A 20217-nucleotide genomic window follows, 5' to 3' on the forward strand; every position below is an offset into this window, starting at 1 on the left:
ATGAGATTTTTATTGGGGTTTATTTGCCCGCGTTAAACGCGGCTACGACTTCCATGAATCTCTTGCCGTAGAGTTCTAGCTTGTGTTCGCCTACGCCATTGACGGCTAGGAACTGTGCGTTGGTAACCGGCCTGATCGCAGCCATATCACGCAGTGTCTTGTCCGAGAACACAATGTAGGGCGGCTTGCCGATCTCTTGCGCAATTGTGCGGCGTAGTTCGCGTAGCTTTTGGAACAGAGCCTCGGCATCATCATCAGGAGTATACGAACCAAGCGCGCTACCCGACGCATTGGGCACATTCTCACCGGCCACTCCCCTAGCCGTACTAGCCACACGACCAGCCGGCTTGCGCTGCACCTGTTTAATCTCGTAATGAAAATCAGGCGCAATCGTTTCAGCAGCGCGGTCACCGAATTGCACAATCGGCAATCGCCCTTCAGCAATAGATAAATGCCCATCGCTCGCCATTTGATTGAGCACATCGCGAATCAGCGCAGTGTTCACATCTTTGAGCATGCCGAACGTGGGCAGCTGTTCCGGGTTCAGCCAAGCCAAATCCTGAGCCTGAGAACCGTGCAGAATCTTGACAATCTTGCCGGAGCCGACCCGCTGATTCACATCGTGCACGCATCGGCTGATGGCACGGGCCACATGAGTCACATCAGTGGTCGCGAACGTGCTTTCACAGTTTGAGCAGGCACCGCACTTGCCAGCCGTGCTTGAACCATTGGTGCCGTTCTCACCATTCGCGCTGACTGCGACATAATCCTGGCCGAAATACCGAGTCATATAGCGATGCAAGCAGTCCGTAGTGCGGCAGTAACCAATCATGCCGTTCAGGCGCTTGCGCTTGGACTGGCGCGCGGTCTCCTGCCATTCAGGGCTCATGCGCGCATTCTCATAATCGCTATCCATGAGGAGGCGGCGGGTCACAATATCCGACTCATTCCATAGCAGCGTGCAGCGGCTCGGCTCACCGTCTCGGCCAGCGCGGCCGGCCTCCTGGTAGTAGGCTTCGATGGATTCAGGCATGTTGTAGTGGATTACGAAGCGCACGTCCGGCTTGTCAATGCCCATGCCGAATGCGCTAGTGGCCACTACTACTGGCACCTTGTCGGTGATGAAATCGCGTTGCGCTTTTTCTCGCACGTCCGAAGGCATGCCACCGTGGTAGGCCACTGCTTCGTGACCCATATCGTTCAGCGTGGCTGCGAGCTCTTCCGTGGTTTTGCGCTTGGCGCAATAAATAATGCCGGATTCACCCTTATGCTCAGCCAAATAGCTTGCCACCCATGCAGCCTTGTATTTGGTTTCGAGCTTCACTATGTCGAAGTAGAGGTTCGGCCGGTCGAATCCGGTGACGGTGACCGCGGGATTGTTGAGGCCCAGCAGATTGACGATATCCCTGCGTACTTCTTCCGTGGCAGTCGCGGTGAACGCGCCCAAGGACGGGCGGTGTGGCAGGCCGGCAATGAACTCGCCAATGCCGAGGTAGGAGGCGCGGAAATCCTGACCCCATTGGGAAACGCAGTGAGCCTCATCCACAGCAATCAAGGAGATTGGCGTGCGGGCGGCAAAATCTCGGAATCGGCTAGTTTCCAAGCGTTCCGGAGCCACATAGAGGAGTTTGATTTGGCCGGCTGCAGCCTGAGCGAGCACCATAGCTTGCTCATCCACGTCTTGCGTGGTGTTTACGAATGCGGCTGGCATACCGACATCATTGAGCGCGTCTACTTGATCGCGCATTAGGGAAATCAGTGGGGAGATGACGATCGTTACGCCGGACAGAAGGATGGCGGGAATCTGGTAGCACACGGATTTGCCAGCGCCCGTGGGCATAACGCCCAGAACATCCCGCCCGGCAAGCAGGGCTTCAACAATACCCTGCTGGCCGGGGCGGAATGAATCGTAGCCGTAATACTGTTTGAGCGCTGCCAGCGCCGCATCCTGTGCCGTCATGGTTCCCAACCATAGCGCATTGCAGCATAGCGCATTACAGCCGGCCCGATGCGCGTTGTATTACAGGCGCTCGAGGGCCTGCTTCAGGTCGGCGATGAGGTCGTCGGCGTTTTCGATGCCCACGGAGATGCGCACCAGGTTGGCAGGCACCTGCAGAGTGGTGCCGGCAACGGAGGCGTGCGTCATGGCGGCAGGAACCTCGATCAGGCTTTCCACGCCACCCAAGGATTCAGCCAGAGTGAAGATCTGCGTGTGATCCACGAAGCGCTTCGCGGCCTCAGCGCCTGCGGCGAGCTGCACGGAGACGATGCCGCCGAAGCCGCCGTGCATCTGGCGGGCGGCAATCTCATGGCCCGGGTGGGATTCGAGGCCCGGGTACCAGACGCGTTCAATCACGTCGGCCGGCTGGGATTCCAGCCATTCGGCCACCTTCAGTGCGTTCGCGCTGTGACGCTTAACGCGCAGATCCAGGGTCTTCAGGCCGCGAATGTCCAGCCAGGAGTCGAACGGGGAAGGCACGGCACCTGCGGCGTTCTGCAGGAATGCCACCTTTTCGCGGGTTTCCTCGTCGTTCAGCACCACGGCGCCGCCAACCACGTCGGAGTGGCCGCCAATGTACTTGGTGGTGGAGTAAACCACCACGTCAGCGCCATCGGCCAGCGGGTGCTGCAGGGCCGGAGATGCGAAGGTGTTGTCCACGGCAACCTTGGTGCCGTACTTGTGCGCCACTTCGGCGGTGGCGGCAATATCGGTAATGTTCAGCAGCGGGTTGGACGGGGTTTCAACCCACACGTACTCGTAATGCTTGGAAGAGAGTGCGGCTTCCACGGCGGCGAGGTCGGTGATGTCTACCACGTCGAGGCCCACGCCCCACGGCACGAATACCTTGGAGAGCAGACGGTAGGTACCGCCGTACACGTCGTTGCCGAGGAGAATGTTGTCGCCCGGCTTGATGGTGGAGCGCAGCAGCACGTCGATGGCGGCCAGGCCGGAGGAGAAGCTTAGCGCGTACTTGGCGCCTTCCACGGAAGCCAACTGTTCGTCGAAACTGGTGCGCGTGGGGTTGATGGAGCGGGAGTAGTCATGGCCGCCGCGCAGGCCCAGCACACCGTCCTGCTTGAAGGTGGAGGTGGCGTAGATTGGCGTCACCACAGCGCCGGTGGTGGGGTCCGGCTCCTGGCCGGCGTGGATGGCGCGGGTGGCGAGAGCGTTCTGGGCGAACTTGGCATTGTATTCAGCGGACATGATGATTGCATTCCTTTCCAGTGTGCTGCCTTCGAGAGTACGGCAGCTGCCGGCATACGCGGCGTGTGTTGGTATTGGTGTTTTTGATATCGGGTTATTTACAGATACTGCTCGGCGAGGGAGGGCTTGGTGGTGCGGTCTACCACGTCGCCGTAGCCGTTGGCGCGCATCCAGTCGTCGTTGAAGATCTTCTCCATGTAGCTGCGGCCGGAATCCGGCGCGAGCACTACGACAAGCTGGTTTTCGTCCAAATCATTGGCGAGCGCGTACTTGATGGCGCTGGCCACGGCCATGCCGGAGGAGCCGCCTACGAGCAGCGCCTCTTCGCCGGCCAAGCGACGGGTCATTTCGAAGGCTTCGGCGTCACCAATCTTGACAATGTCATCGGTGATGTTGCGGTCGAATGCCTTCGGGTAGAAGTCCTCGCCCACGCCTTCGATGTCGTACTGGTGCACGTCTGCGAGCGAATCAGCGGAGTAGATGGAGCCCTCCGGGTCGGAGCCAATCACCTTCACCGCACCATTCGAAGCTTCCTTGAGGTAGCGGCCAGTACCGGAGATGGTGCCACCAGTGCCGATGCCCGCCACGAAATGCGTGATCTTGTGATCCGTGGCCTCCCAGATTTCCGGGCCGGTGGTGTAATAGTGGCTTTCCGGACCGTTCGGGTTGTCGTACTGGTTCGGGCGGAAGCCTCCCGGAATCTCATTGGCGAGGCGTTCGGCCACTTGGTAGTAGGAGCGCGGATCATCCGGGCCGGCGTCGGTTGGCGTCACGATGACTTCAGCACCGTAGGCTCGTAGTACCGCACGCTTGGATTCGGAAACCTTGTCCGGCAAGGTGAAGATGGTGCGGTAGCCGCGCTGCTGGGCTACGAGAGCCAGGCCGACGCCAGTGTTGCCGGAGGTGGGTTCTACGATGACGCCACCGGGCTTCAACTGGCCGGAGCGCTCGGCTGCGTCGATGATGCGTTCGGCGATGCGATCCTTGGAGGAGCCGCCCGGGTTGAAGTATTCAACTTTGACTGCGATGGTGGCTTTAACGCCGGCTGCTTGCGGAATGTGGTTGAGCTTGACAAGCGGGGTGTTGCCGATAAGTTCCGCGAGGCTGTTGTGGATGGTCATGTGAAGTCCTTTGGTCCGGGGTTATTAGGGGTTGTTTGGTTAACGATGATTTGGTTCTGTTGTTTTCGTGAACCGACGTTCCCGGACGAACGGACTGTGAGTAGTGAATTGATGTGGAGCATTCGCACCCCTTCACTCGCGTAAAGAGTTCTGCTGCGATTCTGTGATATTCCACTGTTGCAATGCGTTACATTGCACCGCGCCAACTTTTCGCGGTTTCAAATTCATGGAAGATTCGCAACCAACCTGTTGCGATGTGAATGCTCGTTCTCAAGTTATGCGTCACTGACCGTGCGCCCGGGGGCGTCGGTTAGCGACAACAACATGAGAAAATCTGCATGCCTCACACCATAGCACAGCCCGCGACAACTGCGTGTCGCGGGCGTTCACATAGCGGAAGCTAGCGCTGACGAGCGGGGTGAATTTCACGCCATTTGGTAAGCATCCATGTAAGCCACATACAGAGGGCAAACAATATCAGCGACTCGGCAAGCGGAATCCACACCACATAAGTGCCGAGTTCCACGTTATCCGCTGGATAACTGACCACGCGCCCAGACATCGCTTGCACCAACCAGTTCTGCGCAGAACCCTGCTCGAAGAACGAACTCACCACTTGCACTTTGGGCACATACAGCAGCATCGACGGCGAGGAACTCAACTGCTGGCCCGCATACCATATGGCTACAATCCCGATAGCAACAGCCCAGATTCCCTTGCTTGCCGCCCAAGCCAGTACAGCACCAATCAATGCACCGATAGCCACATAAGACAGCATCAATGAGAAGAACTTCAAGGATACGAATAGGTGTCCAGCTGCGAGCGCTGACGAGTAATGCGCCTCTCCCAATGACCAATCGATTCGTTCCCACGAGTACATGAATTGATCAGACAGGGGCGCGTAGAACGGTCCGAATACTCTGCACCCACCTGACTTCTCGTAGCATATGGCCGTGCCTGTTGCGATAAGTGTGAATCGCGCTATCGCATAGAGTATCGATAGCACCAACGGCACCACTAGAGCGCTTATCGCGGATACTTTCATGTATGACTTGCGCGAGACCCCATGGCAAATGGCAGAGTCAAAGAAGAACCATTGCCAGGCCATTGCGGTGAGCATCAAGATAGGGCGCATATAACGCTCGACATCGTTGATTCCCGGATACGCAATCGCGCTCGAACCGGTGTATCCGAGTACCACCGACTGGTAGCACAACGGCACAAACAACAGCAATCCCACCGCGAGCACCACACCGTACACGGTGAGGCTGCGTCGCAATGTCAGGCAGAACTGCCTGCTCAATCCTTGCGTTTCGCCAATCATAATGTCATTGACCTTTCTGGAATTGCCGGGTTGCCGTGCTACCGCTTGCATTATTTTCGGCTTGTGGCGCATCCGGCATTGAAGTGGCTCGTATAACGTATTCCTGCAAGCCGAGTCGGCTGGCAGATATGCCAGAAGGTAAGTCATCTGTATTGATCCGCCCGCGAACCACCACGGAAATCAGACTGCCCAATTCTTCACGAACGATAGTTTGCAGTTGATTGCCTGCAATAAAGGCGTCTACACGATCCGATTCGCCAATCAGCACTGTGGCTCTGGATCCAACCGATTCGGCATCGAAGTTATCGATGATTCTGCCTTGATCCAGAATGATCACCCGCTCCACCACATGCGCGATCTCACTGATGATGTGGGTGGAGAGCACGATGATGCGAGGCCGTTCACTGTATGTTTCGAGCAGGAATTTGTAAAACAATTCGCGGTTGGCTGCATCAAGACCGAGTACAGGCTCGTCAAGCAGCAGCACATCTACGGGAACACATAAAGCCGCCACCAATCGCACAATCATGCGCTGGCCGAGCGAAAGCTGCCCATACAGGGAGCTCGGCATAATGCCGAATTCAGCAAGCATGCGAGCGCTGAAGGCCCAGTCGAAACCGCCATAATAGCGTTCTTCCCGCTTGAAAATCGTGCTGAGCCGAGCCCCAAGCATGAAAGGCACGGTTTCATTGAGTAGATAGATGCGCGATTGCGCGGCCTCGTTCTCGAATACGCTTGCGCTGTTGAGCTCAATGGAACCGGAGCTCGGTAGCAGTCGATTGGCCATAACGCCCATCAGCGTGGATTTGCCTGCTCCATTACGCCCGAATAGGCCGTAGATCGCCGGTTGCAGAGTGAGATTCACACCGCGCAACGCCACGGTTGAGCCATAGCGTTTGCACAAATCCGTAATGGTGAGCTTTGCCTCTGCGGTTGCATCCTCAGCAGTGTTCATGATGCATACCCCTTCTCAATCAGCTCGGTAAGTTCTTTGGAGCCAAATCCCAGGCGCCGCGCTTCGGCGACGAATTGCGGCAACTGTTCAGTAAGGAATTCTTCACGTTTGGCCGCTCGCGCCCGTTCGACCGCGCCAGATGCCACGAACATGCCGAGTCCACGTCGCTTTTCCAGCAGCCCACGCTCTACCAATAGGTTCATGCCTTTGAGCACGGTGGCGGGATTGATGCGGTACGTAGTCGAAATTTCAGTGGTACTTGGCACTTGGTCACCTTCCTTGTAGAGCCCCAAAACGATTGCATCGTTCAGCTGATCAGCCACTTGCCTGAATAATGGCTCACCGCTGGAATCATCAAAGTGCAACTTCGGTTCACCCCCTTGGAATGCAGCGTTGAACAGCCGCGATCAACGAACCACCTCATTGGTTAGTTACTTATGTAACTAACCATAGAACCAAAATAGGTAATCGTCAAGCGCGTCAAGTACGCACGTCACGAATTACTGGATGCCGGCAAGCTTCGCCTCATCGGGCTTCGCAGGGCGCAATCATGCTCAATTAAGCTTGGCGGCTGGCTGGGGTGGGCATGAATCATGCCCGTACTGCCGCCGATACAAGGAACATTACTGACTACAGCGAGGCGGCGGCGATGAGCTGGCGGGTGTAGCTGGACTGGGGATGGTTGAGCACGGCTTCGGTTGGGCCGGATTCCACTACACGGCCTTCCTGCAGCACGAGAATGCGGTCGGCGATGTGCTGGACCACGCCTAAATCGTGGGAAACCATGATGATGGCGGGTTTGATGGGCTGTCCGGCGTGTCCTGCGGCCTGGTCGACGGTGTGTGAACCCGCTCCGGAAAGAATTGACTGGAATGTTTCGAGAATCTGTACGCGTGCGGCTACATCGATGGCACTCATCGGCTCGTCTGCCAGAATCAGGCGCGGTTCGTTGACTATGGCGCGGGCAATGGCCACGCGCTGCGCCTGGCCACCTGACAAATCACAAGGGTATCGGCCGAGGAACTCGCGCGGATCAAGGCCTACTCGGGCCAGTGCTTGCGCGGTTTTGCCTGCTACTTCATCCGCTGCGAAACCGAGCGCGCGGCGGCGCAGCCACAATGGTTCCGAAACTGAACGTTCCACGGTCCAGCGTGGATCGAGGGAGGAGAACGGGTCCTGGAAGACGATGGAGGATTCGGCGCGCAGCGTGTGCATGCCTTCTGAGCCGTGATGGACCTCGGCTCCGCGGTATTCGATGGTACCCGAATCGGCGGCGGCCAGTCCGAGCATGATGCGAGTCAGCGTGGTTTTACCGGAACCGGAAGCGCCAATGACGGCCAGGCACTCCCCTGCGTGCACTTCGGCGGAAACGTCGAACAGTACTTGGCGGCGGGGTGACTTGGCGAAGTCGAATAGGCCGTGGTGCATATTGCGGTCGGTGAAGGATGCGTTGATGTTGCGGGCGGAGAGCAATGGGGCTGATTGGAAGGTTTGATACCGAGTTGGTGTTGTCTCTCCCCCAGTCAGCCTGCGGCTGACAGCCGACCCGCAATTATGGACAGATTTCATCTGCGTATTATTGGCTCGACTATCGTCTCGCACTTCATCTATGAGAAGTCCACTGGACTTCTCACTTAACGATGAAGTCCCGTCAGAGGGGGCCGAAGAAGAGGAGGGGGCCGAAGTGTGGGACGTTGGGTTAGTCATGGTGGGACTCCTTTGGGGAGTGGAGGGTGAGGCTGCGGGCGGCGGAAACTAGGCGCTCGGATTCGGGAGTGCTTGGGTTCGTCAACAGGTCGGCAGTTGCTCCGGAATCCACGATACGCCCGGATTCCAACACATAACAGCGAGTAGTAGCACGCGCGAGCACTGAAAAATCATGAGTAATAAACAGCATTGAGGCGCCAGCATCATCCACCAGCGAGGTCAGCAAATCCACAATCTGACGCTGCGTAATCGAATCCAATGCAGTAGTTGGCTCATCAGCGATGATGAATCGAGGCGAAGTAATCAAAGCCGTAGCAATACCCACACGCTGCTGCTGCCCACCAGACAGCTCATGCGGATACTTCAGCAGCACGTCCTGCGGCAGGCCGACCTTGTCCAGCATGGCTTTGATGCGTTCGACGCGCTCTTGGAATGACAAATCATAATGCAAATACAGCGGCAAACCGACCTGCTGCGCCACGGTCATCACCGGATTCAACGAGCGGGAAGGATTCTGGAACACGGTTCCCACGTATCGGCCGCGCAAATCCGCCAATTCCCGTTCAGAAGCGCCCACAACCTGCATATCGCCCAGAGCTACAGCACCTTCTCCGCCACGAGACTGAGGCACTTCCGCAGCACGTGCTCCACCGAACACAATAGAGCCAGAAACCGAAGCGTTAAGCGGCAAAAGCCCAAGCATCGCCTTGGAAATCATTGACTTGCCGGAACCGGACGAACCAATCAGGCCGACGCGTTCGCCATCCGCAATCGACAAATCCACGTCAGTGACGATGGGCTTGCCGCCGATGGCAATGTTCAATCCCTGCACATCAACGCTCATCCTGCACCTCCTTGGCATCACGCTGAGCCGAAGATGAAGCGCCCTGCGAGGCCTGCCGCAATGCCGGATTGGCCACCGGATCGATGGCGTCGCGCAGCACATCGCCGAACACGTTCAACGCCACCACCACAACCGTCACAATCAGACCCGGCCAGAGCACAGTCAGCGGAAACACATTAATCAGCTTGACCGAAGTGGCCAGCGAATGGCCCCAGCTTGGCACGCCGGAAGGCACACCAATGCCCAAGTAAGTCAGCCCAGATTCGGCCAATACCGCCGTTCCTGCAGACAGCGAAAGCTGCACGGCCAGAACCGGAAGAATATTAGGGATGATATGGCTCACCAGCACGCGCCATCCGCTTGCGCCATTGGCCAGAGCCGATTCCACATATGCCGAGCGCGCGGCGAGTAGCGCGGACGGCCGAGCCACGCGAGCCAGATTCAAGCCATAGCCAAAGCCGCAGGCAATCACAATCACGGTGATGGAAGCTCCCAGCGGTACCGCCAAAATCAGGGCAATTAGCACTGTAGGAATAGAAATTAGCGCATCAATCACCACTACAGACGTGTTGGCGAGCGCTGAATTTCGCGCCACCATAGCGGCCACGAGCGCGAGCCCCCACACAGCGGACACCACGATGGTGAGTACCACAATGAGCAGATTGGTGCGCGAGCCAGCCATCAGCCAGCTGAATACATCAGCTCCGGTACCGTCTGTGCCGAGCCAGTGATTGGCGGACGGCTTGGCCCACACATGGTAGCCGTCGGTGGTCCAGAGGGATTGCGGAGTCCAGATTAGAGAAATCAGCGCCACAGCAAGCCATAGGGTGAGCACAGTCAGCGCGAATTTGCCTTCAGCTTTGCGCCACATGGAGCTGAGGATGATTGTTGTGCGAGTTGCGGTAGTCGCAGTAGTCGCAGTGGAGCGTTTGCTACTCATGCGGTCACCTCCGAAACGGAGTCGGCGTTCTTTAGGCGCGGGTCAAGGATGCGGTGCAGCACGTCCACAATCAGGCCGATTCCTAAGAAGAATGCAGCGAGCAGGAACAGTTCGCTTTGCACGGCGATCAGATCGCGATTGCCTACATCGGTGACCAGTCCATTGCCGATACCGGGCAGAGCGAAGAGGTTTTCGATGACCATGACGCCGGTAATCATTGAAGCGAACGTGAGGCCGATGACTGATACCAGTTGCGGCATGGCGAGACGAAGACCGACATTTAGTACAGCTTGTGTGCGGGTCATGCCGCAGGAGCGGGCCATGTCGATGTATCCGGATTGTGCGATATCCCCCAGTGCCGCGCGCGTGTATCGCATCAGGGAAGCGCCAACGATGATGCCGACTGTGAGAGCGGGCAGAATCAGGGCGAGGATGGCACTGCCCGGCTCGCCCCAGCCGTCGAGCGGGAAGCCTTGCGAGGGCAGAATGCCGATAATGCCAACGCCTTTGCCGAAGAGGAGAATCAGCAGCAAACCGCCCCACAGCGCTGGAACCGAGCCGCCAATAATGGCCAGCACGTGGAATGCCGTGCGCACGCGAGGCGAACGGGCCAATACCGCAGCGCAACCGAGCGGCAATCCGATAGCCAGCGCGATAATCAAACCCAGAATAATCAGCGGGAATGTGATGGATGCGCGGGTTCCGATGAGGGCGGTTACCGAGCGGCCGGTCAGGATTGATGTGCCGAAGTCGCCGGTAAGCAGTGCACCCATCCAGTCGAAATACTGCGTGACGAGCGGCCGATTCAGGCCCAGTTGCTCGCGCAATTGCGTCACTCGGCTGGCGGGCGCGTTGATGCCGGCCATGACGGAAGCCACGTCGCCGGGCAGAATGCGCAACGCCGCGAATACCACGATGGAAATGCCGAATAAGGCCGCTACGAATAGCAGCAGTCGGCGAATAACGAATCGCATATGCATCCTTCCCGGGATTAGGCTCCCCTCAAAGAGGGGAGCCGAGGGAATGGCCTACTTCGTGTAAGTCACGTTGTAAAGCGGCAAAACGGTTTGGTTCAGGTCGAACGGGAAGCCTTGCACGCCCTTGGCGGTGACGGTGGTGATGCGGTAGTTGAACAGCCAGTCAGCCGGAGCGTCTTCGGAGATGAGCTTGGCGGCTTCGGCGAACTTGGCGTCACGCTCCTTATCGGTGGTGGCGGCCACGCCTTCGCTGTATAGCTTCTGCACGTCCTTGTTGTCGTAGCCGAAGTAGTAGGTCGGGTCGGCCCACGAGTAGAAGTCGTGGCTTTCGTTGTGGTCCACGAGCGACATATCGAAATCGTGGTTGGTGTACACGTCCTGCAGCCAGGTGGAGAATTCCACCACATTCACCTTCAAGTCAATGCCGATGGGCTTCAACTGCGAGCGCAGCTGGTCGCCGATCTCAGTGCCGTAAATGTTGGCGTAGGTCAGGCTCAATTCCAGCGGATTGCTTTCGGAGTAGCCAGCCTCAGCCATCAGCGACTTGGCCTTAGCCTGATCGTACGGATACAAGCCAGTCAGATCTTCATAACCAGGGTCGAGCGATGGAATCGGGCCACCAAGTGCCTTATCCGCGCCACCGCGGGATGCGATGATCTCCTTGTGATTGATGGCGTAACGGATGGCCTGGCGAATGCGCTTATCCGCAAGCTTGGAGCCGGAAGCATTGTTGAAGCCGAGCACGTACTTATCGGTACCGTTGCCAGCCTTCACCGTGTACTTGGACGAATCGGACTTGAACGGGCCGGCCAAAGTTTCGGTAATCGGTGCGAGCACTTGCACGTCACCGGACTTCATCGCGTTCACGGCAGCGTTGTCATCGGCCAAATACTTGATGACCACGGTCGGCGTCTTGGCCTTGTTCTTGCCCCAGTACTGGTCGTTGGCCTTCAACGTAATGGAATCATTCTCCACGAACTTGGCCACCGTGTACGGGCCGGAACCCACGGCCTCGGTTTTCATGTCGTACTTGGCGTCCTTATCGAACACCAGGCCGGCGCGACCGGTCAGCGTCCACAGCAGGTTGGAATTCGGGGTGTTCAGAGTCATGACCACAGTGTTGGCATCCTTGGCTTCCACCGTGTTCACCGCAGTGAGCGCGTCCGCGTCATGATACTGCTTGGCGATGAGCTCGTTGATAGACCATGCCACATCCTCAGCGTCCAGCTTGTCGCCGTTGGAGAAGTTCATGTTCTTGTTGAGGTGGAAGGTGTAGGTCAGGCCGTCGCTGGATTCCTCCCAGCTGGAAGCCAAGCCCGGAGCCACCTGATTCTTGGAATCGCGGGCCACAATACCCTCGTACACGTTGCCAATCAGCACCTGATCGAGTGCAGAACCTGCGGTATTGCGAATATCCAGATTCGTAGGAGCCAGTTTGAGACCAATAGTCACCGTACTTGCCGCACCAGATGCACCCGCAGAACCGTCTGCGGAATCATTCTTATTGCCATATGCCAAGGTGACACCAATCACCACAGCCACTGCCACGATAACGGCAATCAGCGAAACCAGCCACCACTTCGGGCCGTTCTTCTTTGGATTCTTAGCGCGCGAAGCCAAGCTCGCGTCCGTGGTTGCTCCATTTGCATTGGTTGCGCCGCCCTGTGCGTGCACACCATTGTCTTGAGACATAGTTCTTCCTCTGCAATTCTCGTAAATGCGGTTGGCCGCCCAAGCCGGGTCGACCACCGAAGGTCAATCATAGGCGCGGGAGTAGAATTGTCGCTGAAATCCATCTCAATGCTGGAGGGTTATCATGCTGGTCGCCGTTGATATCGGTAACACGAATATTGTGATTGGCTTTTTGGATGGCGATTCAGGCCGTACCACTATGGGCACGTATCGCATCACGTCCAAAGCGAACCACACGTCTGATGAATATGGTCTGTTCTTGACTGAATTTCTGCATATGAGCGGATTCACACCGCAGGATGTGGATGATGTGGTGATTTGTTCGGTAGTGCCGAAAGTAATGCATTCCTTCCGCGCGTCCATTATCAAGTTCCTTGATATTGAGCCAATGATTATTGGCCCGGGCATTAAAACCGGCATGAATGTGCGCGTGGATGATCCAAAGTCGCTTGGCGCGGATATTTTGGCTGATTGCGCTGGCGCATACAACGAGTACGGTGGCCCGGTTTTGGTGGCTGATTTTGGTACGGCAACCACGTTCACGCATGTGGATGCACGCGGTGTGATCGATGCCGGCGTAATCACCACTGGTATTCGCACGGGTGCTGCGGCATTGTGGGGCGATACTGCTCAGCTGCCGGAGGTGGAGATTACTCGCCCGAGCACGATTCTGGGCACGAATACCAAGGTGTGCATGCAGGCGGGCTTGTATTACACGTTCTTGGGTGGCGTGGAGCGCACGATCGAGCAGTTCCGCAAGGAGCTTGGCGGCGAAGATTTCCAAGTGATTGCCACTGGCGGTTTGGGGCGCGTGTTCGCAGACGATACCGATTTGATCGATGTCTACGACCCGGATCTGATTTTCAAGGGTATGGCGAATATTTACGCACGCAATATGCGGTAGTCGGCGCTTGCCGCACTGCTGCATATTCACGCGGTATTTTCGCGTTATTTGATGGTGAAGCCTTGGTTGAAGCCGTATTCCTTGAGGTCTTTCTGCCATTGGGTTAGGCCATGCTCAAGGCTCACCTTCGCGCCCGGATCTTCGAGCGGCTGCAGCGGATTGCCGTCATCATCAGTCCATCCCATTTCGATGGCGGCCTGCCTGCGCTGATATGCCTGGAAGCTACTGGCCCAGCTGTACGCCTTGCCTACCGTAGTCTCGAAATCGCTGCGCGCATACACTTCAAACGGCAAATACTGGTACCCGGCAGAGACCTCTTCTGCAGCTTCGGAAAGCACACGATTGAATTTCTGCCCACCGAAATACGGGATTTCAATACCGCTCTCATTGGTGATGGTGGTTTTATCCAAGAAATCCTCGGAATTCAGCGTGGCGTAATCGGCTGGGAATGCGCCACCGGCCACGCGCGCGCTGATACCTTGCGTGTCATGGGTGACGAAATCCACGAACCGGTATGCCGCATCCGGTTTGCGCGTGAGCTGCAGTACGGCGAGCGCCGAACCGCCACTTTCCGCGTTAGTCGGCTGACCATCAAATGTAGGCATCGTTGTCACGCGCCACAAACCAGCAGCACCCGGCACATTGGAGAGCAGCATCGAGGGCATCCATGCGCCCGTGAACATTGATGCAATAGTGCCGCTGCCCACACGACTCTTCCAACGATCCGACCAAGTGGCAGAAGTTGTATCCACTAAGCCTTCATCGATCATTTTCTGCCAGAATTTGGTGAAGCGCTGCGTACCTTCATCATTTTCCAGATCGATGGTCACAGTTTTGCCGTCTGCAGAAGTGTGGAATGGACGGCCTCCGGCGAGCCAAATCATGGCGTCATAGAAGCTGCCGTCACCGGAATCAGCGGCAATGTATACACCGATATCCTTGAGTTTTTTCGCAGCCTGATAATAGTCATCCCAAGTTTTAATCTGCGTGGCGTCCACACCAGCCTGCTGGAAAATTTCCTCGTTATAGAAGAATCCCATCGGACCAGAATCCATTGGCAAACCGTACGTGCGGCCAGCCAACTGCACTGAAGACCAGGTGCCCTGCGTAAAGAAGTTCGCATAATCCGAGCCAATGCGATCGGTCAGGTCGAGCAGCTGACCGGAAACCTCATACTGCGGCAATGCATAATATTCGATTTGTGCCACGTCTGGGGTGCCGTAGCCATCCTGAATAGCAGTGTTGAGATTGCTGTAGCCGGAAATGTTGGTCCAGTTGACTTTGATATCCGGGTTGGCTTTTTCGAATCGGCTGATGACCTTGCCCATGCTGGGTTCCCAGCTCCACACTGTGATTTCAGTGCGATTATCTTGGGTGGCTTGCCCGCATGATGCGAGGGATACGGAAAGAATGGCGGCCACTGCTGCGGCTGCCATTCTTCTGATTCGCCGGTCAATCAAACTCATAGTGCCGAGTCTACTAGTATGTCTGCGCTCGAATCATTCTGCATCATGTATTCCTTGACAAGAGCATGAGAGCATAAGTAAAGCTCCGGGTGCATAATGCACTCGGAGCTTTTGCAGTCAGTTATGAATGAGACTCAGACGTGGAGCTTACTTCACAGTGAAGCCCTGATCCTTGCCGTAATCCTGCAGTGCCTTCTGCCAAGCAGCAACACCATCAGAGAGCTTCTGATCGCCAGTGTAGGACTTGCCAACATAGTCGCCGAAGATGGTGCGAGCCTTGACCTCGAACGGCAGGAACTGGTAGTCGGAGGAGACGTTCTCAGCAGCCTGAGCAAGAACCTCGTTGTACTTCTGACCACCGAAGTAGTCCACATCCTCACCATCGGAGTTCTTCACGGTGGTGGCGTTCTTGAAGGAATCGGATTCCATAGAAGCCTTGTCAGCCGGGAACGCGCCGCCAGCCACACGGGTGGCCACGCCATCGCCGTGGTTAGCGTACTCGATGAACTGGTAGGCAGCGTCAGCCTTCTTGGAGGAAGCCAGAACAGCCAGCGAAGAACCACCGTTCTCAGCGTTGGTGGCGGAGCCGTCAGCGGTCGGCATCTGGGTCACACGCCACTTGCCAGCGCCACCAGCAGCGGAGTTAGCAAGGTTTGCAGGCATCCAAGCACCGGTGAGCAGGGAGGCGATAGTGCCGTCAACCATGCCCTTGAACCAATCCTCAGACCAGCCAGCGGTCTTGGTGTCGAGCAGGCCTTCGTCCAGCATCTTCTGCCAGAACTCGTTGAACTTCTGCACGTTCTCATCACCAGTCAGGTTGATGGTCACTTCGGAACCGTCGGAGGAGGTCTTGAACGGGGTGCCGCCAGCCAGCCAGGTCATGGAATCGTAGAAGCCAGCGTCGCCAGTATCGGAAGTGATGTAGTAGTTGTCGCCCAGAGCGTGAATCTTCTTGGCGGCCTCATAGTAGTCGTCCCAAGTCTTGATCTGCTCGGCGTCAACACCGGCCTTGTCGAAGACTTCCTTGTTGTAGAAGAAGGCCATTGGGCCAGAATCCATCGGCAGGCCATAGACCTTGCCAGCGAACTGCACGGAAGCCCACGGGCCAGGAGTGTAGAAGTCCTCGTAGCCAGAAGTCTTGTCGGTGATGTCCAGCAGGTTGCCCTTAATGGCGTACTGCGGCAGTGCGTAATACTCAACCTGAGCCACATCCGGAGCACCGTTACCGGCCTCGATGGCGTTATCAAGCTGAGTGTATTCCTTGGTGTTGGTACCGACGTTCTTCAGATCAACCTTGATGCCGGTCTTCTTCGTGAAGTCCTTAGCAACCTGAGTCAGCGTGGGCTCCCAAGCCCACACGGTAATTTCCTGTACATCCTTTTCCTGCTCAGGCTGAGAACCAGCGCTGTCAGAACCGCAGGCAGCAACGGAAGCCAGCATGGCAACTGCGCCAGTAAGAGCGATGGCCTTCTTAGCAGTAGTGAACTTCATCGTTCTGTTCTCCTTCCTCGAATCGTCCAGAACGATTCAACTATGTTTGTCGTTCGCAATCATTGCTTTTGATTGATTCAAACTCCTTGGAATTCTCCTCAACCTCGAGAAGTGGCTCCTCTCGCCATTTCCAAAACTATGATTGCGATAACATTTATCAGTATACACAGGAGTCCAGTATTGGCAAACAATTACGCTCGGCGTGTTATCGTAAACATAACCAGTATTTTCTAGTAAACATTTACCTCACCCACAATCTGCTACAGGTATTGTGCGCCATTAGGACGCTTATGCTCATGCGCAGCTCTACGCTCCAGCCAATGCAGAACCGTACGAAAAAGGCTGGGGTTGTCGAAAATGGTTCCGACAATCCCAGCCTTTGAGCAGGAGACAGTATTTATAGACTTATGGTCTCGCGCCGCACATATGCACAGCGCACATACGCACAGCCTTTACAGCTTCACCACCAGCACACCGTTCGGCTGGATGGCCGCCGTATGTTCGGACTCGTTGACCTGAGCCAACGACGCGACCAACGGCTCGCCTTCCACATCCACCACGGCAATGTCATGCGTGCGGTTGAACAGGAACACGAAGTGGTTCTCATCGGCGGCATCAGCGCGTTCGACGCGCAGCACTTCACCGCAATCATCTTCCGCAGGCGTATCGATGCCGAACTCCTCCAGCAGGGCCGGCAGAGACTTGGCCAAACCTTCACGGCCCAGGCGAGCGCCGATGTATGCCGCCTTGCCGTCACCGTATTCGTTGACGGTAATGGCGGGGGCGCCATCGAAACCAGTCCACTTATCGGCCTTGAAGGAAGCCATCACATGAGCGGTTGGAGCCACGGAAGTGATGACGTCAGCGAAATCATGTGCCACTGTGCCGTTAGTTAGATCCAGATGATCCATAGCACCGGGGAAATCATTGCCCATAGCGGCAAATTCCTCCACACGAACGCCCACAACATCTCGAATGGAACCTGGGTATCCACCGAGCCAAACGTGATCCTTCTCGTCCACCAAACCAGTGTAGTAGGTCACGAACAGCTTGCCGCCGTTCGCCACATACTCGCGCACTCGGCGTGAGGTTTCTTCGGAAAGAATGGTCAGACTTGGCAGCACCACGGCTTCATACTCGTCCCAGGGTCCACGAACCGGCACCACGTCTGCGGTAAGACCGTTATCCGCAAGCGCACGGAACCATGTGAGCGGTTCGGTCCAATGGCGTACCTCCTGTGTAGGCGTGGCGGTATGTTCCGTAGCCCACTGGGACTCGTAATCAAAGACCACTGCGACTTTGGACTTGACCAACGTGGTATTCAACAGACCCTCGTCGGCCAACTTGTGCAAATCAGCACCCAGTTCACACACATCGCGGAAGATCTGGGAGTCAGGGCCCGCATGCGGCACCATCGAGGAGTGCCACTTCTCAGCACCGGCCTTGGATTGGCGCCACTGGAAGTAGCAGATAGCGTCAGCGCCCATAGCCAAGTGAGCCAGAGAGTCGCGCACAAGCTCGCCGGGCTCCACACGATAGTTGATCGGACGCCAATTGACGGCCGAAGTGGAGTGTTCCATCAGGAACCACGGCTTCTTACGGGCAATGCCATCACACAAGGAGGCCGAGTAGGCCAGCTCGTCGAGGTGCTCCTCACCCGGAGTGAAGTAGTGGTCGTTGGAGACGAAGTCGACGTCGTAGCCCCACTTGTCGTAGTCAAGACCTGTGCCGCCGGCAGAGACCATGAAATTGGTGGTCTGCGGCTTGCCGGGGGTGATTTCAAGCAGGGCGTCACGCTCGGCCTTGTAGAAGTCGAGCAGTGCGTCATTGCTGAAGCGCTTCCAATCGAGCAGCTTACCCGGGTTCATGAAGTTGCCGTCACCGATGAAGCGAGGCGGAATGATCTCGGAGAAGTTGTTCATGCGCTGCGCCCAGAAGGCGGTGCCCCATGCGTCGTTGACGGCGTCAATGGTGCCGTACTTCTTTTCGCACCACTTTTGGAAGGCGCGTTCGGCATCATCGGAGTAGTCGAAACGATTATGGCAACCGTATTCGTTGCTCACATGCCAGGAGACGACGTACGGATTGTCTTTGTAGTGCTCGGCCATTTTGCGGCACAGATTCAGCGCATAGTCGAGGAAGACGGGACTGGTGGCGCGCCAATGCTGGCGGGCGCCCGGCTGGCAGACATCGCCACGGTAGTCCACCCATAGAATCTCCGGGTGGGCTTGGGTAAGCCACATCGGCGGGGATGCGGTACCGGTGGCGAGGTCCACGGCGATCCCGGCTTTGCCGAGCTTATCGATGACGCGGTCGAGCCAGTCGAAATCGTAGACGCCTTCTTCTGGTTCGAGCTTGGCCCAGGAGAAGATAGCTACGGAGACCAGATTGACTCCGGCCTTCTGCATCAGTTCGATGTCTTCATCCCAGACTTCCTCGGGCCACTGGTCAGGGTTGTAGTCGCCGCCGTACCAGATGCGCGGGCTTTTGCCGGCAAGTGGCTGCGGCCAGTTGAATGGACGGTGTTCAGTCATGTCTTACTCCTTGACGGCTCCTGCGGCGAGGCCGGACTGCCAGTACTTCTGCAGGCACAGGAAGGCGATGACCAGCGGAATGATCGTGATCAGCGAGCCCGTGATTACCAGATTCTGAATGGCCTGGCCGCCAGCGGTGGACGCCTGATCCTTCCACTGATTCAGACCAATGGTCAGCGGGTACCAATCAGCATCCTTCAACATGATCAATGGCAGGAAGTAGTTGTTCCAAGTGGCCACGATCGTGAACAGAGCGGTGGTCACAATACCGGGAGCCAGCAGCGGCAAGCTGATGGTCCAGAACGTGCGGAACTCGCTTGCACCATCCACGCGGGCGGCTTCGAGCAACTCGGTCGGCACGGCCTGCTCGGAGAAAATCCACATGAGGTACAGGCCGAACGGGCTAATCAAGGACGGAATGATCATTGCCCACGGGGTGTTGGTCAAACCCAGCTTGGCGAACAGCAGGAACTGCGGCACGGCCAGTGCGATGCCCGGCACGGAGATGGAGCCGATAATCACCGCGAACACGGCCTTACGGCCCGGGAAGCGGAACTTCGCGAGTGCATAGCCGCCCATGATGGCCAGCAAGGTTGCACCGCCTGCGCCCACCACCACGTAAAGCAGGGTGTTGATCAGCCAGCGGCCGAAGATGCCACCCTGATAGGTGAACACGGTGACGATGTTGTCCCACAGGGCGAAGGTCTTGCCGAAGCCCATGCCGAACGTACTGGTGAAGTCGGCCTGGGTCTTGGTGGCATTGATCGCCAGGTAGACGAACGGGAAGAGGCAGTAGACCGCGAAGATGGCGCATAGGATGGTCATCAGGGTGGAACGACGCGGGTTATTCACGTTCGCGAAGCCGGCCTTCTCGCTGCGCTTACGCTCAGCAGCCTCATCGCGAGCGATACGCTTCTGACGTTCCTTCTCGGCCCTTTTGGCAGCCTTCTCCTGGGCCCTCAATTCCGCCTCGGTCAGACGGGCACTTGTTGCTGCACTCATCACGCACGCTCCTTCACAATCACAGTCACAGTCATTTCAGCAATCAGCATCCGGC

16 protein-coding genes are annotated in these 20217 nt (G+C 56.9%); 1 reads left to right on the forward strand and 15 read right to left on the reverse strand.

Annotation, left to right across the window (positions count from 1 at the left end):
- Positions 1–19 precede the first annotated feature (19 nt).
- The 11 genes from recQ to AC1AY0_RS11245 form a co-directional block, all read right to left on the reverse strand.
- The gene (gene recQ, locus AC1AY0_RS11195) at positions 20–1960 is read right to left on the reverse strand and encodes a DNA helicase RecQ (RefSeq protein WP_476524379.1); all 1941 of its coding nucleotides are present in this window, start codon (positions 1958–1960) and stop codon (positions 20–22) included.
- A gap of 60 nt (positions 1961–2020) precedes the next feature.
- The gene (locus AC1AY0_RS11200) at positions 2021–3205 is read right to left on the reverse strand and encodes a cystathionine gamma-synthase (RefSeq protein WP_476524377.1); all 1185 of its coding nucleotides are present in this window, start codon (positions 3203–3205) and stop codon (positions 2021–2023) included.
- A gap of 98 nt (positions 3206–3303) precedes the next feature.
- Positions 3304–4326, reverse strand: coding sequence for a pyridoxal-phosphate dependent enzyme (locus tag AC1AY0_RS11205; protein ID WP_476524375.1), 1023 nt, complete (start codon positions 4324–4326; stop codon positions 3304–3306).
- 400 nt (positions 4327–4726) lie between these two features.
- Positions 4727–5650 (reverse strand): hypothetical protein, encoded by a 924-nt coding sequence (locus tag AC1AY0_RS11210; RefSeq protein ID WP_476526439.1) that lies wholly within the window; start codon positions 5648–5650, stop codon positions 4727–4729.
- Positions 5651–5654: 4 nt separating this feature from the next.
- Positions 5655–6605, reverse strand: a complete 951-nt coding sequence (locus tag AC1AY0_RS11215) for an ATP-binding cassette domain-containing protein (protein ID WP_476526440.1) — start codon at positions 6603–6605, stop codon at positions 5655–5657.
- Positions 6602–6928: a GntR family transcriptional regulator gene (locus tag AC1AY0_RS11220; protein WP_476526442.1), complete on the reverse strand. Its 327-nt coding sequence runs from the start codon at positions 6926–6928 to the stop codon at positions 6602–6604. Before AC1AY0_RS11220 ends, AC1AY0_RS11215 begins: the two co-directional genes overlap by 4 nt.
- A gap of 307 nt (positions 6929–7235) precedes the next feature.
- Positions 7236–8033 carry an ABC transporter ATP-binding protein gene (locus AC1AY0_RS11225; protein ID WP_476526467.1) on the reverse strand — a complete coding sequence of 266 codons (798 nt, stop codon included), beginning with the start codon at positions 8031–8033 and terminating at the stop codon, positions 7236–7238.
- Between the two features lie 271 nt (positions 8034–8304).
- Positions 8305–9156, reverse strand: a complete 852-nt coding sequence (locus tag AC1AY0_RS11230) for an ABC transporter ATP-binding protein (protein ID WP_476524369.1) — start codon at positions 9154–9156, stop codon at positions 8305–8307.
- The gene (locus AC1AY0_RS11235; protein ID WP_476524367.1) at positions 9146–10096 is read right to left on the reverse strand and encodes an ABC transporter permease; all 951 of its coding nucleotides are present in this window, start codon (positions 10094–10096) and stop codon (positions 9146–9148) included. The genes AC1AY0_RS11230 and AC1AY0_RS11235 overlap by 11 nt, the downstream gene beginning before the upstream one ends.
- A complete protein-coding gene (locus tag AC1AY0_RS11240; RefSeq protein WP_476524365.1) occupies positions 10093–11070 on the reverse strand; it encodes an ABC transporter permease in 978 nt (325 codons plus the stop codon). Before AC1AY0_RS11240 ends, AC1AY0_RS11235 begins: the two co-directional genes overlap by 4 nt.
- A 54-nt stretch (positions 11071–11124) precedes the next feature.
- The gene (locus AC1AY0_RS11245; protein WP_476524363.1) at positions 11125–12765 is read right to left on the reverse strand and encodes an ABC transporter substrate-binding protein; all 1641 of its coding nucleotides are present in this window, start codon (positions 12763–12765) and stop codon (positions 11125–11127) included.
- A 124-nt stretch (positions 12766–12889) separates the two neighbouring features.
- Between AC1AY0_RS11245 and AC1AY0_RS11250 the strand changes: the two genes are divergently transcribed.
- The gene (locus tag AC1AY0_RS11250) at positions 12890–13669 is read left to right on the forward strand and encodes a type III pantothenate kinase (RefSeq protein ID WP_476524362.1); all 780 of its coding nucleotides are present in this window, start codon (positions 12890–12892) and stop codon (positions 13667–13669) included.
- Between the two features lie 44 nt (positions 13670–13713).
- On the opposite strand, the gene AC1AY0_RS11255 is transcribed toward AC1AY0_RS11250, so the two are convergent.
- From AC1AY0_RS11255 to AC1AY0_RS11270, 4 genes are all read right to left on the reverse strand, one after another.
- Positions 13714–15135: an ABC transporter substrate-binding protein gene (locus tag AC1AY0_RS11255; protein WP_476526444.1), complete on the reverse strand. Its 1422-nt coding sequence runs from the start codon at positions 15133–15135 to the stop codon at positions 13714–13716.
- Positions 15136–15282: 147 nt separating this feature from the next.
- Positions 15283–16626, reverse strand: a complete 1344-nt coding sequence (locus AC1AY0_RS11260) for an ABC transporter substrate-binding protein (RefSeq protein WP_476526446.1) — start codon at positions 16624–16626, stop codon at positions 15283–15285.
- A gap of 452 nt (positions 16627–17078) precedes the next feature.
- On the reverse strand, positions 17079–19160 hold the full coding sequence (locus AC1AY0_RS11265; protein WP_476526448.1) for a beta-galactosidase: 2082 nt from the start codon (positions 19158–19160) through the stop codon (positions 17079–17081).
- A gap of 3 nt (positions 19161–19163) precedes the next feature.
- Positions 19164–20162 carry a carbohydrate ABC transporter permease gene (locus AC1AY0_RS11270; RefSeq protein WP_476526450.1) on the reverse strand — a complete coding sequence of 333 codons (999 nt, stop codon included), beginning with the start codon at positions 20160–20162 and terminating at the stop codon, positions 19164–19166.
- Positions 20163–20217 lie beyond the last annotated feature (55 nt).

The sequence above is a fragment of the Bifidobacterium sp. LH_416 genome (assembly GCF_056357055.1).